The organism is Falsiroseomonas sp. HW251 (genome assembly GCF_050563545.1).
In the GTDB taxonomy this organism is placed as follows: Bacteria; Pseudomonadota; Alphaproteobacteria; order Acetobacterales; family Acetobacteraceae; genus Falsiroseomonas.
Map to the genome: position 1 here is coordinate 117,140 of NZ_JBNXUM010000015.1, position 12,692 is coordinate 129,831.

Sequence of the window (12,692 nt, forward strand, 5' to 3'; positions counted from 1 at the left end):
CCTGACCCTCCCCCGCCTGCGGGGGAGGGAAGATCAAGAAGCGAGGGCGGCTCGGCTAATTCACCCGCCCCAGCAGCCCCCGCGCGATGATATGCGCCTGGATCTCCGCCGCACCTTCGAAGATGGACAGCACCCGCGCGTCGCACAGCACGCGGCTGATCGGATACTCCAGCGCGAAGCCGTTGCCGCCATGAATCTGCAGCGCGGCGTCGGCATTGGCGAAGGCGACGCGCGCGGCCAGCAGCTTCGCCATCCCGGCCTCCACGTCGCAGCGTCGACCCGCGTCCTTCTCACGCGCAGCGAAGTAGGTGAGCTGCCGCGCCAGCATCGTCTCCACCGCCATCATGACGAGCTTCCCGTGCACGCGCGGGAAGTCCAGGATCGGCTTGCCGAACTGGATGCGCGTCCGCGCATAGCCCAACCCAAGCGTGATGGCGTTCTGCGCGACGCCGAGCGCCCGCGCGGCGGTCTGGATGCGTGCGCTCTCGAAGGTTTCCATGAGCTGGCGGAAGCCCTGGCCCTCTACCCCGCCGAGCAGGTTCTCCGCCGCGATCTCGAAGCCGTCGAAGCCGATCTCGTATTCCCGCATGCCGCGATAGCCCAGGACGTGGATCTCCGTCCCGCTCATGCCGGGTGCGGGGAAGGGGTTGTCCTCGGTCCCGCGCGGCTTGGGCGCGATGAACATGGACAGGCCCTTGTGCGCCGGCGCGTCGCCGGTCCGCGCCAGCAGCGTCATGACGTCGCTGCGGCTGGCATGGGTGATCCAGGTCTTCGCGCCATACACGCGATAGATGTCACCCTCCCGCACCGCGCGGGTGCGGAGGTTCGCGAGATCGCTGCCCGTGTTGGGCTCGGTGAAGACGGCGGTCGGCAGGATCGCGCCCGAGGCGATCCCGGGCAGCCAGCGCGCCTTCTGCTGTTCCGTGCCGTTCAGCGCGATCAGCTCGCCCGCGATCTCGCTGCGGGTGCCGAGGGAGCCCACGCCGATATAGCCCTCGGACAGCATCTCGCTGACCAGCACCATCGCGACCTTGCCAAGGCCCAGGCCCCCATGCGCCTCCGGGATCGTCACGCCGAAAGTGCCGAGCTCGGCGAGCCTGCCGATCAGCTCGATCGGAATGAGGGCGTTCGCCATGTGCCAGGCATGGGCATGCGGCGTGACCTCGGCGGCGGTGAAGCGGGCGAACTGGTCGCGCAGCAGCGCCATGTCGGGGTCGTCCAGCCCGACCGCGCCGAAGCCGTCGGCGCGCAGCGCCGCCAGGACCGCCAGCCGCGCTTCCGCCAGGCGCATCGGCGCGGCGAGCGGCGCGACGGCGTCGCGCAGCGCGGCCTCCGCCGCGGGCGGGACGCCCAGATCCGACGGCCGCGCGAATTCCACCTGGCTCATCGGGATGCCGCCGGCGAGTTGCGCCCCGTATTCCGCGAAGCCGAGCAGCAGGATACCGCGCTCCGTCGCGCCGAGCTCCCCGGCCGCGTCCAGCCGCTCCGCCCAGCGCAGGGCCTGGCGCAGCGCCTCGACATAGGTCGCGACCCAGGCGAGCCCATGCGCGCCGAGCTGCGCGGCCTCCAGCGCGGCGGGGTCGAGCTTCCCGGCCGGTGCGACCTCCCGCGACAGGGCCGCGCGCGCGGCGTCCTGCAGCGATTCCGCGGTCGACAGGACGGCGCGGCATTCCTTCAGTAGATCGTTCATCAGTCGGCTCGCGGGAGGATTCCCGCCTCGCGATATGACGCGACGCGCGCCTGCGGCAACCCCAGCACCTCGGCCAGCACGGCATCCGTGTCCGCCCCGAGGCGCGGCGCCGGCCGTGGCGGGATGGCGGGCTGCAGCGGCGAGGAAGGCGCGAGCACGCGCCCGACGCCCTGCTGCTCGATCTCGGCGAAGAGCGGGTTGGCGGCGGAGCAGCGCGGATCCTCGCGCACCATCTGGCCGAAATCCTGGTAGGGGCCCCAGAGTACGCCCGACCCGTCCAGCGCCGCGCGGACCTCCGCCAGCGTGCGCGCGGCGAACCAGGGCGCGAGCACCGCCGCGATCGCCTCCCGCGCGGCATAGCGGCCGCCCTCGTCGCCGAGGTCCACCTCCATTGCCTGGCCGACCAGCGCGAGCTTCTCCGCCAGGCCCGTCGCCTTCCCGATCGCGCGCCACTGCCGGTTGGAGATCGCGGCGAGCATCACACGCCTTCCGTTCTTCGTCGCGAAGTCCCGCCCGAAGGCGCCGTACAGCCAGTTGCCGAGCGGCGGGCGCACCGTGCCGTTCACCTGCACCTCCGCGACGTAGCCGAGGTTGGCGACAGTCGCGAGGGCGACGTCCTGCAGCGCCAGCGTGACCTCGCCGCCTTCCCCCGTCCGGTTGCGCCGGCGCTCCGCCGCCAGCAGGCCGGTCGCGAGGTAAAGGCCCGCGGCGACGTCCCAGGCCGGCAGGACGTGGTTGACTGGCCGCTCGCCCTCGCCGGTCGCGACGGGGAAGCCGACGGCGGCGTTGACGGTGTAGTCGATGGCATTGCCGCCATCATGCGTTCCGGTCAGGCGCAACATGATCAGGTCGCGCCGCCGCGCGGAGAGCGAGGCATAGGACATCCAGCCCTCGGCGGCCGGCAGGTTGGTCAGCAGGATGCCCGCCTCGGCAATCAGCGACGCCGCGATCTCCCGCCCTTCCGGCCTGTCCAGCGCCAGCGCGACGGACCGTTTCCCCTTGTTCAGCCCGGTCCAGTAGAGGCTGGTCCCCGAGGGCGCCAGCGGCCAGCGGCCGATGTCGATATTGCCGCCGAGCGGGTCGATGCGGATGACCTCCGCGCCGAGCTGCGCCAGCGTCATCCCGCCGATCGGCGCGGCGACGAAGGCCGAGACCTCGACGACGCGAAGCCCTTCGAGCGGTGCATCCATGCTGGCGTCCTCCCGGCTTGTGGCCCCGTCGGGGCGGCGCCTACCCTAGCTGCCCGCAGCCGGCCGGACGAGCCGGGCCGTCCCCTCTGGAGTTCCTCGATGCGCGGCGCGATCGAAGGCGTCACCCGCAACCGCATCCATGGCTGGATCGTCTCGCCCGACGCGCCGCTGGCCGGGCGGACGGTGCTGGCCTTCCTGGACGAGGCCTGCATCGGCGCGGGCAAGGTCGAGGGCGTCCGCAGGGACCTGCAGGAAGCCGGGCTGGGCGACGGGATTGCCGGCTTCGACTTCGAGATCGCCTACCCCAACCCCGCCGACGCCGCGCGGGTGACCATCCGGCTGGAGGGCTCCGACGCCGCGATCCTGCTGCCGCGGGCGCGCGTAATGCCGCCGGGCAGCAGCAACGCCCTGAAGCCTGCGCGCTACCGGCCGAGCCTGACATCGCTGCAATGGATGCGCGCCCGGGGGTGGCTGACCAGGGCGGAGTTCGAGTTCCTGCGCGTCTTCCGCCAGGTCGGCGCCTGCCAGCGGGCGCTGCCGCCCGGCCTGTCCTCCTCCGACGCCGCGGACGCCGCGCGCAGCCTGCTGCTGCTGGAGCGGATGGACGAGGGCGCGTTGCGCCGCGACACCGTCATGACGCCGCGGGAATGGCGCAACCTCGCGGAGGACCAGGAACTCGCGGACGGGCCAGGCGCGGTGATCGCCCTGTGGTCGGCCACCGGCGCGATGCTGCCGATTATCGAAGGCTCGCACTTGAAGCCGCCGGTGCTCGGGGTGGACAGCAACCCGCCGACGGTTCCTCATGCCGTCGGGCCGGACCGGCTGCTCTTCATGGATGCCCGCACCCTGCTGGGGCCGGAGACGCGCTTTCCCGAAGGCGGGCTCGACGCCTTCTACCTCGCGACGTGAGAGACATGGACGCACCGCACGGCCGCAACGCCACGATCGAGGACGCGCTGGCGGAAGCCCGCGAGCTCTATGGCCGTCGCCGGCCCGAAAGCCTGGCGCGGCACCGGGCGGCGACCGAGGTCATGCCCGGCGGGAACACGCGCACCGTGCTGTTTCACGGCCCCTTTCCCTTCACCGCCCTGCGGGGCGAGGGCAGCCGGATTGAGGACGCCGACGGACTGAGCTACGTCAACCTGGCCGGCGAATACACCGCCGGCCTCTTCGGCGCGTCGCATCCGGCGATCCGCGCGGCGGTGCTGCGCGCGCTGGATGGCGGGCTGAACCTGACCGCGCATAACCGGTTCGAGGCTGCGTTCGCGCGCCTGGTCTGTGACCGCTTCCCCTCGATCGAGCGCGTGCGCTTCACCAATTCCGGCACCGAGGCCAACCTGATGGCGCTGGCCTGCGCCACCATCGCGACGAAGCGCCGGACGATCCTGGCTTTCGAGGGCGGCTACCACGGCAGCCTGCTGACCTTCGCGAAAGGGGGCTCGGCGGTGAACGTGCCGCACCAGGTCGTGCTGGCGCCCTACAATGACCTCGACGTGGCACGCCGGATCGTGCGGGAGAACGCGGCCGACCTGGCTGCCATTATCCTGGAGCCGATGCTGGGCGGCGGCGGCTGCATCCCGGCGGAGCAGGCATTCCTGGAAGGGCTGCGCGCCCTGGCCGATGAGGCCGGCGCACTGCTCGTCTTCGACGAGGTGATGACCAGCCGCCTGTCGCCCGGCGGGCTGCAGGAAGCGACCGGCGTGACGCCGGACCTGACGAGCCTCGGGAAGTATGTCGGCGGCGGCATGTCCTTCGGCGCCTTCGGCGGCCGCGCCGACCTCATGGAGATCTTCGATCCGCGACGGGCGGACGCCGTGCCGCATGCCGGAACCTTCAACAACAACACGCTGACCATGTCGGCGGGCATCGCGGCCTTGTCGGAGATCTATACGCCGGAGGTCGCCGTCGCGCACAATGCGCGCGGCGACGCGCTTCGGGAGTCGCTGCGTGCGATAGCCGCCGCTCAGGGCCTGCCGCTGCAGGTCATGGGGCGCGGCAGCATGATGTGCTTCCACGTCGCGGCGACGCCGCCGCGCAACGCCTCGGACGCCGCGGCGTCGAACCAACCGCTGAAGGAACTGCTGTTCCTCGACCTGCTGGAACGCGGCTTCTACGTCGCGCGCCGCGGCATGATCGCGCTGTCGCTCGCGGTCAGCGAGGAGGAGCTCGCCGGCTTGCGCGACGCCTTCGCGGAAGTGCTGGCGCTGCGTGCGCCGCTGTACCGCGAGCTCGCCTGATCAGTTCTGCGTCTTGAGGTAGGCGATCAGGTCGTTCAGCTGCTGCTCGTTACGGATGCCTGCGAAGGCCATCGAGCCCTGCGGCACCAGATCCTTCGGGTTGGCGATGTAGCGGCGCAGCGTCGCCTCGTCCCAGGTCAGGCCGCCCTCGGCGAGCTGGCGCATGTTGGCGGAGTAGCGGAAGTTCTCGATGGACGCCGCCTTGCGCCCGACGACGCCGTGCAGGTTCGGGCCGACGCCGTTGCGGCCGTTGTTCTCGATGACATGGCAGGCGCGGCACTGGTTGAAGACGCGCTGGCCGGCGGCGACGTCCTGCGCGGCGGCGGGCGCGGCGAGGCCCGCGAGCAGCAGGGCGGGCATGGCGAAACGAGCGATCACTGGCAGCGACTCCCGGCTGGTTTTCTTGACACCCGTCATAAGTTGCCGCCGGCGCGATGCGCAAGGGGAGCGCCCACGCGGGATTGCACGGCCTAAGGTGTCGTGTAGCTTCGCGGCATGACCGCTGCGATCCTGCAGGTGCGCGGCCTCGTCCGGCGCTTCGGCGGGGTGGTGGCGCTGGACGGGCTGGACCTGTCGGTCCGGCGCGGCACGGTGACGGCCCTGATCGGGCCGAACGGCGCGGGCAAGTCCACGGCCTTCCAGTGCATCTCCGGCGTGATCCGCCCCGATGCCGGCCGCGTCGTCTTCGACGGCCAGGACATCACCGGCGCCAGGCCGGACCGCGTCACGCGCGCGGGGCTGGTGCGCAGCTTCCAGATCGCGCGCGGGATCCCGCGCCTGACCGTGTTCGAGAACCTGCTGCTCTATGGCCCATCCCAGCCCGGGGAGGGCGTCGGGCATGCCATCCTGCGCGGCCCCGCGGCCCGGCGGCGGGAGCAGGAACTGAGCGAGCGCGCCATCGCCATCGCCGGCCGGCTCAACCTGGCCCGCGTGCTGGACAACCAGGCCGCGGCGCTGTCGGGCGGCCAGAAGAAGCTGATGGAGATCGGCCGCGCGCTGATGGCGGAGCCGAAGCTGCTGCTGCTCGACGAGCCCGTCGCCGGCGTGAACCCGACGCTCGCGGCCGAGATCGCGGAGCACATCGCGCATCTCCGCGACGAGGGCATGACGGTGCTGGTGGTGGAGCACCACATGGATTTCGTGGCCTCGCTCTGCGATCCCGTGATCGTCATGGCGGAAGGCAGGCTGCTGGCCGAGGGCGGCTTCCAGGCCATCGCCGACGATCCCCGCGTGCAGGAAGCCTATATGGGCCGGCGGGTCCACGCATGACCGCGCTGCTCGAGGTCGAGGCGGTGGTCGGCGGCTACGGCGCGGCCGACGAGATCCTGAAGAGCATCTCCGTCGCGCTGGCGCCGGCGCGCATGGCCGCAATCGTCGGGCCGAACGGAGCGGGCAAGTCCACGCTGCTGAAGGCGATCGCCGGAATCCTGAAGCTGAAATCCGGCAGCATCCGGCTGGACGGCCAGGTTCTGTCGGGCCTGCCGCCGCGCGGCATCGCGGCCCGCGGCGTCGCCTTCGTGCCGCAGGAGGCCAATGTCTTCGCCTCGCTGAGCGTGCGCGAGAACCTGGAGATGGGCGGCTACCTCGAGCCCCGCGCGAAGGTGGAGCAGCGCGTCGAGAAGCTGTTTGGCCGCTTCCCGATCCTGGCGGAGAAGCGACGGAAGGCCGCGCGGACGCTGTCGGGCGGGCAGCGGCAGATCCTGGCCATGGCGATGGCGCTGATGGTGGAGCCGCGCCTGCTGCTGCTCGACGAGCCGAGCGCGGGCCTCAGCCCCAAGGCCGCGGGATTTCTGTTCGACAGCATCGCCGCCATCCATGCCGAGGGCACCGCGATCCTGATGGTCGAGCAGAATGCGCTGGAGGCGCTGGCGATCGCCGAAGAGGGCATCGTACTGGTGGACGGGCGCGTCGCGCGCACCGGCGAGGCCCGTGCGCTGGCCGAGGATCCGGAGGTGCGCCGCCTGTTCCTCGGCGGCTAGGTGCGGGTAGAATGAGCCTGGGAGACGGGAGACAAGCATGACCCAGTTCACGATGGGCCGCCGCGCGGCCCTGCTCGGCGCCGCGGGCGCGGTGACCAGCTTCTCGATCGGCGGCAAGGCCTTCGGCCAAGGCGCGCCGGTCACCTTCGGCGCGCTGCCGCCGCTGACCGGCGCCGGCGGCCCCTATGGCCCGGCCATGCTGCGCGCCATCCAGGGCGTGGTGGAAGAGGCGAACGCCGCCGGCGGCATCCCGACACGCCAGGGGGGGCGCCAGATCCGCGTTGTCGCGGAGGACGACCAGACCAATCCGGACGCCGGCGTGCGCGGCGCGCGCAAGCTGATCGACGTGGACCGCGTCTCCGCGGTGATGGGGACCTGGGCGTCGGCCGTGACGACCGCCGTCGCGCCGCTCTGCTGGGAGAACCGGGTGCCGCTCTTCACGGTGTCGGGCGCTGACTCCATCACGCTGCTGCCGCACCAGGGCTACATCTTCCGCACCCAGCCCAACAGCCGACTGCAGATCGAGACCGCGAGTTCCTGGCTGCTCGGTAAGGGCGCGCGCCGCGTCTTCCACCTCGCGGCGCAATCGCCCTTCGCGCAGTCCAGCCAGGACGTGATGAGCGAGCGGATGCGCGCCGCCGGCGGCCAGGTCACGGGCTTCATCATCTACGAGCGCGACAAGACCAATTTCCGGTCGGAGATCGACCAGCTCATGCGCTCGCGGTCGGACACGGTGATGCTGAACGGCTACCTGCCCGACGTGACGATCCTGCTGCGCGAGCTGTTCCGCGCGGGGTTCGACGGGCGGAAGTTCACCTTCGCCTATGCCGCGCCGCCCTCGATCTTCCAGTCCCTGCCGAACGAGGTGACGAATGGGCTGGTCACCTTCCAGCCCAGCGCGGACGTGGACAGCGGCGCCTTCCGGCGGCTGCAGGCGCGCTTCGGCAACACCGAGGTCGATCCCTATTCCGCCCAGACCAACGACCACGCCTCGCTCGCGATCCTGGCCGCGGCGGCGGCAGGCGACGCTTCCGGCACTGCGATCCGCGACAATGTCCGCAAGATCAGCCAGGGCGATGGCGAGAAGGTAGACAACGTGACGGACGGGCTGCGGCTGATCGCGGCCGGCCGGCCCGTGAACTTCGAGGGCGCGTCGGGTCCCGTCGACTTCGACGAGCGCGGCGACATCCGCGGCACCAAGTTCCGCTTCGAGCAGGCGGAGGGCGGGCGCTTCCGGGTCCTGGAGATCGCTTGATCGAAGATTGGCGGGACCTCGTCCAGGTTCTCCTCAACGGCGTGATGGCGGGCAGCGTGCTGATGCTGCCCGCCATCGGCTTCAACTGCATCTTCGCGGTGCTGCGCTATCCCAATTTCGCCGTGGCGGGCTATGCGACGATCGGCGCCTTCGCGGGCTGGGTGGGCAATGTCCAGCTCGGCCTGCCGCCGGGGCCGTCGCTGCTCGGGGCTTTCCTCGTCGCAGGGCTGGCCGGGCTGCTCTGCGAGGAAGTGGCGCTGAAGCCGCTCCGGCCCTCGGGCGCGCTGACCGTCGCGATCGCCTCCGTGGCGCTGACCATCCTGCTCGAGAACATCGTCCGCTTCTTCTTCGGCAATGGCTTGCGCGGCTACGACATCGCGGTGCTCCGCGACCTCCGCTTCGATGGGATCCGGGTCAATCCGCAGCAGCTCGCCAATACGGGCTATGCGATTGCGGCCGCGGCGGTGCTGTTCGCGCTGCTGGCCTTCACCCGGCTCGGCCGCGCGATGCGAGCGGTGGCGGACAACCCGCAGCTTGCCGACATCAAGGGCGTCGATCCCGACCGCATCGCGCGCGTCGCGGTGCTGATCGGCGCGGGGCTCGCCGGCTTCGGGGGCATGCTGATCGGGCTCGATACATCGATCGATCCGCTGACCGGCTTTCGCGTGGTGCTGTCGGTCTTCGCGGCCGCTGTCGTCGGCGGGCTCGGATCCATCCCCGGGGCGGCGCTCGGCGCCATGGTGGTCGGCATCGGCGAGGAACTCGCCGGCGTCATCCTGGAGCCGGCCTATCGGACCGTTACCGCCTTCCTCGCGATCCTCGTCGTGCTGTCTATCCGGCCCGAGGGCCTGTTGGGGAGGCGCGGCTGATGGACGCCTACATCGTCGCGATGCTGGTCTTCGCCGGCGTCTATGCGCTGATGGCGCTGGGGCTGAACGTGATCTGGGGCCTGGCCGGGATGGTCAACCTCGGCCTGGTCGGGTTCTTCGGGCTCGGCGCCTATGCGTCGGCGCTGCTGACGACGAAGCTGTTCTGGCCGATGCCGCTGGGCTGGGCCGCCGGCGCCGCCCTGGCCGCGGTCGCGGGCGGCTTCATGGCGCTGATCGTGGCGAGACTCCGCGGCGACTACCTCGCCATCGTCACGCTCGGCTTCGCCGAGGTGATGCGCCTGGTCGCGTCGAACGAGATCTGGCTGACCAACGGCACGGACGGGATCAGCGGCATCCCCGGCCCGTGGCGCGGCCAGGTCACGCCGCAGGAATTCAACCTGGTCTTCCTCGGCATTGTCTGGATTGCCGTCGCAATCGCCTTCGTCGTGCTGTCGCGCGTCTCGCATTCGCCCTTCGGCCGCGTGCTGCGCGCCGTGCGCGAGGACGAGGACGTCGCCGCGGTCGCGGGCAAGCCGGTGCTGTGGTTCAAGATCCGCGCCTTCTGCCTCGGCGCCGCGGTCATTGGCTTCGCCGGCGCGCTCTATGCCCATTACAACGCCTATATCGCGCCCGAGGGCTTCGCCCCGCTGCTGACGATCTACATCGTACTGGCGCTGACGGCGGGCGGGGTGGGGTCCATGCGGGGGGCGGTGCTGGGCGCCGTGCTGGTGCTGGCGCTGCTGGAAGGCACGCGCTTCATCGCCCAGGCCATTCCGGGGGTGACGCCGGTGCAGAAGGCCGCGCTGCGGGAGGGCATCATCGCGCTCTCGCTCATCCTGCTGCTACGCTTCAGGCCGCAGGGCCTCATTCCCGAACGAACCAGGACGAAGGCTGCGCCATGACCCGCCCGAACCCCACGCCCCATCTCGCCGAGGCCGTCACCGCGTCCGGTGCGGCGGGCCAGCCCGGCACGATCTTCGCTGCGCTGGACCAGGCGATGGGCCAGGCGATCGGCCACCGCCTGTTCACCATCCTTGTCGTGCATCCCGGCGCGAATGAGAGCCAGCGCTACTATTCCAACATGCCACAGGCCTATCCCGTGGGCGGGCGAAAGCCGATCAATCCCACGCACTGGTTCCGCAGCGTGCTGGACGAGGGACGCTGCTACATCGGCCGGGACTACGGCGACATCAAGGACGTGTTCTTCGACCACGAGCTCATCCTCAGCCTGGGCTGCGAGAGCGTGCTGAACGTGCCGGTACGCTGGAACGGGCGGAGCCTCGGCACGATCAACCTGCTCCACCAGGCCGGCTGGTACGACGAGGCCGACATCCCCGTGGCGCAGCACTTCGCCGCGCTCGCGGTGCCGGGGCTGCTGGAGGTGATCGCGAGGGGCTGAAGCCCTCTCCCCCCGCGAGGGGGGAGAGGGATGGGTGAGGGGGGCGTGCCGATCCGGACGCGTCTTCCTTGTCCTGCGCGTCCCCCTCACCCAACCCTTTCCCCCATCAGTGGGGGAAAGGGTTGGGTGAGGCTGGAGAGACGGCTACGCCGGCTCTGCCTCGCGCAGTGCCATGATCTTCTTCCAGGCCGGACGCGCATGGCAGGCCGCGATCCACTGCTTCACCCGCGGCGCGCCGTCCAGCGCCTCGGGCGCGGGCAGGCTGTAGCGGATCGTCTCGGCAAGGTTGATGTCGGCCACCGTGAAGCGGCCGCCGACGGGATGCCCGCTCTCCTCCAGCGCGGCGTCCAGGATGGACAGCGGACGCTTCAGCGCGGCGACGGCTTCCTGCACCCGCGCCTCGCTGCGCTGGTCGGCCGGCAGCTGAACGCGGTTGTAGAGGATCTGGATGCTGTGCGGCTCGATCTCGGTCGCCGCGAAGAAGGACCACTGCGCGAAGCGCGCTGATTCCGCGAGGTCGTCGGTGCCGACCGGCCCGCCCGCCTTGCGCGAGAGATAGAGGTTGATGGCGAGCGATTCCGCCAGCACGACGTCGCCATCCGTCATCACCGGGATCAGCGCCGCCGGATTGAGCTTCAGGAAATCCGGCGAGCGCGTGTTGAACGGCGCGTCCGGCGCATGCGGGTCTTTCAGACGGAAAGCCTGGATGACCGGAACATGCTCGTAGGGCAGTCCGGCCTCCTCGCAGAACCAGACGTTGCGCAGGGTGCGGGAACGCAGGACGCCGTAGATCTTGATCACGCTCAGGTCTCCAGTCCGAAGGGATCGTCCACGGAACGGGCGGGCGGCGTCAACCATCCCGCGCCGGCTTCCGTGACGACGATGTGGTCCTCGAGCCGGATGCCGAACTCGCCATAGATGGCGATGGTGGGCTCGATGCTGCCGGTGTTGCCGATGGCGAGCGGCGCGCGGTTGCCGCCGACGAAATAGGGCGCCTCGTGCACGTCCATGCCGATCCCGTGTCCCGTGCGGTGCGGCAGGCCCGGCACCTTGTAGCCCGGGCCGAAGCCGGCGGCAGTGACGACGCCGCGGCAGGCGTCGTCGATCGCCGCGCAGGGAGCGCCGGGACGCGCGGCGGCGAAGCCGGCGGCCTGGGCGCGCTTGGTCAGGTCCCAGATTTCGCGCTGGCGCGACGTCGGCGTGCCGAAGACATAGCTGCGCGTGATGTCGGAGACGTAGCCGTGCAACGGGGCGCCGACATCCACCAGCACGACGTCGCCCTGCTTCAGCGTCTGGGGATAGGGCACGCCATGCGGATAGGCCGTGGGCTCGCCGAACAGCACGATGCCGAAGGCCGGCCCGCCATCGAAGCCGGCCTTGCGGTGCGCGGCGGTCAGGAAGTCCATCACCTCGGTCGTCGTGACGCCTTCGCGCAGCGCGCGCGCCGTCGCGGCCTGAATCGCCAGCGTCATGCCCATGGCCTGGCGCAGGATCGCGACTTCCTGCTCCGTCTTGCGTTCGCGCAGATAGGACGTGACCGGGTTGGACGCGACGAAGCGGTGATTGGGCAGCGCGGCGCGCATCCCCTCGGCGACGAAGACGCGGGCGAGATCGTCCAGCGCAACGGTGCCGCCGGCCACGTCGGCCTCCCGCAGCATCTCCGCGAAGAGGGCGTAGGGATCCTCGTCCTCCTCCCATCCGCGGACCTCGCCTGGCAGCGCCAGCATCGTGCGGATGCGCTCCACCTCGAAGGCGGGCGAGAGGTAGGAGACGGGTCCGCTGGCCGGCAGGATGGCGCCGACCGGGCGTTCCGACTGGCCGTGCTTCAGGCCGGTCAGCCAGGCCAGGTTGGTCGTGCCGTCGAGCCAGAGCGCGGCGATGCCGAGGTCCCGCATGCGCTTCTGCGCGCGTTCCACCCGCGCGGCATGCTCCTCGACGGAGACCGGCGGCACGGCGTCGCGCGCGTTGCGGATGGCGGCGAGTTCGGTCACGAAGTCGGATCCGCCGACGCCGATCGTCATGCTGTTCTCCCGTTCCAGGCTGCGCCCTGTGTGCCACGTCCTGCGCGCGGCG

The 12,692-nt window shown here is 70.9% G+C and carries 13 protein-coding genes; 8 read left to right on the forward strand and 5 right to left on the reverse strand.

Going from position 1 to position 12,692, the window contains the following annotated elements; genetic code table 11:
- Window positions 1-55: 55 nt before the first annotated feature.
- Window positions 56-1,690, reverse strand: a complete 1,635-nt coding sequence (locus ACLF3M_RS18980) for an acyl-CoA dehydrogenase family protein (protein ID WP_430658538.1) — start codon at window positions 1,688-1,690, stop codon at window positions 56-58.
- The gene (locus ACLF3M_RS18985) at window positions 1,690-2,880 is read right to left on the reverse strand and encodes a CoA transferase (protein WP_430658539.1); all 1,191 of its coding nucleotides are present in this window, start codon (window positions 2,878-2,880) and stop codon (window positions 1,690-1,692) included. Before ACLF3M_RS18985 ends, ACLF3M_RS18980 begins: the two co-directional genes overlap by 1 nt.
- A gap of 99 nt (window positions 2,881-2,979) precedes the next feature.
- On the opposite strand from ACLF3M_RS18985, the gene ACLF3M_RS18990 reads away from it, so the two are divergent.
- Together ACLF3M_RS18990 and ACLF3M_RS18995 are read left to right on the forward strand one after the other, a co-directional pair.
- Window positions 2,980-3,789: a hypothetical protein gene (locus ACLF3M_RS18990; protein ID WP_430658540.1), complete on the forward strand. Its 810-nt coding sequence runs from the start codon at window positions 2,980-2,982 to the stop codon at window positions 3,787-3,789.
- A gap of 5 nt (window positions 3,790-3,794) precedes the next feature.
- A complete protein-coding gene (locus ACLF3M_RS18995) occupies window positions 3,795-5,117 on the forward strand; it encodes an aspartate aminotransferase family protein (protein WP_430658541.1) in 1,323 nt (440 codons plus the stop codon).
- On the opposite strand, the gene ACLF3M_RS19000 is transcribed toward ACLF3M_RS18995, so the two are convergent.
- On the reverse strand, window positions 5,118-5,495 hold the full coding sequence (locus ACLF3M_RS19000; RefSeq protein WP_430658542.1) for a c-type cytochrome: 378 nt from the start codon (window positions 5,493-5,495) through the stop codon (window positions 5,118-5,120).
- Between the two features lie 117 nt (window positions 5,496-5,612).
- Here ACLF3M_RS19000 and ACLF3M_RS19005 point away from each other — a divergent pair, with 117 nt between their 5' ends.
- Genes ACLF3M_RS19005 through ACLF3M_RS19030 form a run of 6 tightly spaced genes read left to right on the forward strand, consistent with a single transcriptional unit; the run spans window position 5,613 to window position 10,619 of the window.
- On the forward strand, window positions 5,613-6,386 hold the full coding sequence (locus tag ACLF3M_RS19005; RefSeq protein WP_430658543.1) for an ABC transporter ATP-binding protein: 774 nt from the start codon (window positions 5,613-5,615) through the stop codon (window positions 6,384-6,386).
- A complete protein-coding gene (locus ACLF3M_RS19010; RefSeq protein ID WP_430658544.1) occupies window positions 6,383-7,096 on the forward strand; it encodes an ABC transporter ATP-binding protein in 714 nt (237 codons plus the stop codon). The genes ACLF3M_RS19005 and ACLF3M_RS19010 overlap by 4 nt, the downstream gene beginning before the upstream one ends.
- Before the next feature lie 37 nt (window positions 7,097-7,133).
- Window positions 7,134-8,351 carry an ABC transporter substrate-binding protein gene (locus ACLF3M_RS19015; protein ID WP_430658545.1) on the forward strand — a complete coding sequence of 406 codons (1,218 nt, stop codon included), beginning with the start codon at window positions 7,134-7,136 and terminating at the stop codon, window positions 8,349-8,351.
- Window positions 8,348-9,220: a branched-chain amino acid ABC transporter permease gene (locus ACLF3M_RS19020; RefSeq protein WP_430658546.1), complete on the forward strand. Its 873-nt coding sequence runs from the start codon at window positions 8,348-8,350 to the stop codon at window positions 9,218-9,220. Before ACLF3M_RS19015 ends, ACLF3M_RS19020 begins: the two co-directional genes overlap by 4 nt.
- Window positions 9,220-10,122, forward strand: coding sequence for a branched-chain amino acid ABC transporter permease (locus ACLF3M_RS19025; RefSeq protein WP_430658547.1), 903 nt, complete (start codon window positions 9,220-9,222; stop codon window positions 10,120-10,122). Before ACLF3M_RS19020 ends, ACLF3M_RS19025 begins: the two co-directional genes overlap by 1 nt.
- On the forward strand, window positions 10,119-10,619 hold the full coding sequence (locus tag ACLF3M_RS19030) for a GAF domain-containing protein (protein ID WP_430658548.1): 501 nt from the start codon (window positions 10,119-10,121) through the stop codon (window positions 10,617-10,619). Before ACLF3M_RS19025 ends, ACLF3M_RS19030 begins: the two co-directional genes overlap by 4 nt.
- 144 nt (window positions 10,620-10,763) lie before the next feature.
- On the opposite strand, the gene ACLF3M_RS19035 is transcribed toward ACLF3M_RS19030, so the two are convergent.
- On the reverse strand, window positions 10,764-11,420 hold the full coding sequence (locus ACLF3M_RS19035; RefSeq protein ID WP_430658549.1) for a glutathione S-transferase family protein: 657 nt from the start codon (window positions 11,418-11,420) through the stop codon (window positions 10,764-10,766).
- A gap of 2 nt (window positions 11,421-11,422) precedes the next feature.
- Entirely contained in the window at window positions 11,423-12,640 is a 1,218-nt protein-coding gene (locus ACLF3M_RS19040; RefSeq protein ID WP_430658550.1) for a M24 family metallopeptidase, read from the reverse strand.
- Window positions 12,641-12,692: the final 52 nt, after the last annotated feature.

Bases quoted from the DNA above. Each gene is read 5' to 3' on its own strand.
- ACLF3M_RS18980 (WP_430658538.1), bottom strand. From the start codon at position 1,690: ATGAACGATCTACTGAAGGAATGCCGCGCCGTCCTGTCGACCGCGGAA.
- ACLF3M_RS18985 (WP_430658539.1), bottom strand. From the start codon at position 2,880: ATGGATGCACCGCTCGAAGGGCTTCGCGTCGTCGAGGTCTCGGCCTTC.
- ACLF3M_RS18990 (WP_430658540.1), top strand. From the start codon at position 2,980: ATGCGCGGCGCGATCGAAGGCGTCACCCGCAACCGCATCCATGGCTGG.
- ACLF3M_RS18995 (WP_430658541.1), top strand. From the start codon at position 3,795: ATGGACGCACCGCACGGCCGCAACGCCACGATCGAGGACGCGCTGGCG.
- ACLF3M_RS19005 (WP_430658543.1), top strand. From the start codon at position 5,613: ATGACCGCTGCGATCCTGCAGGTGCGCGGCCTCGTCCGGCGCTTCGGC.
- ACLF3M_RS19010 (WP_430658544.1), top strand. From the start codon at position 6,383: ATGACCGCGCTGCTCGAGGTCGAGGCGGTGGTCGGCGGCTACGGCGCG.
- ACLF3M_RS19015 (WP_430658545.1), top strand. From the start codon at position 7,134: ATGACCCAGTTCACGATGGGCCGCCGCGCGGCCCTGCTCGGCGCCGCG.
- ACLF3M_RS19025 (WP_430658547.1), top strand. From the start codon at position 9,220: ATGGACGCCTACATCGTCGCGATGCTGGTCTTCGCCGGCGTCTATGCG.
- ACLF3M_RS19030 (WP_430658548.1), top strand. From the start codon at position 10,119: ATGACCCGCCCGAACCCCACGCCCCATCTCGCCGAGGCCGTCACCGCG.
- ACLF3M_RS19040 (WP_430658550.1), bottom strand. From the start codon at position 12,640: ATGACGATCGGCGTCGGCGGATCCGACTTCGTGACCGAACTCGCCGCC.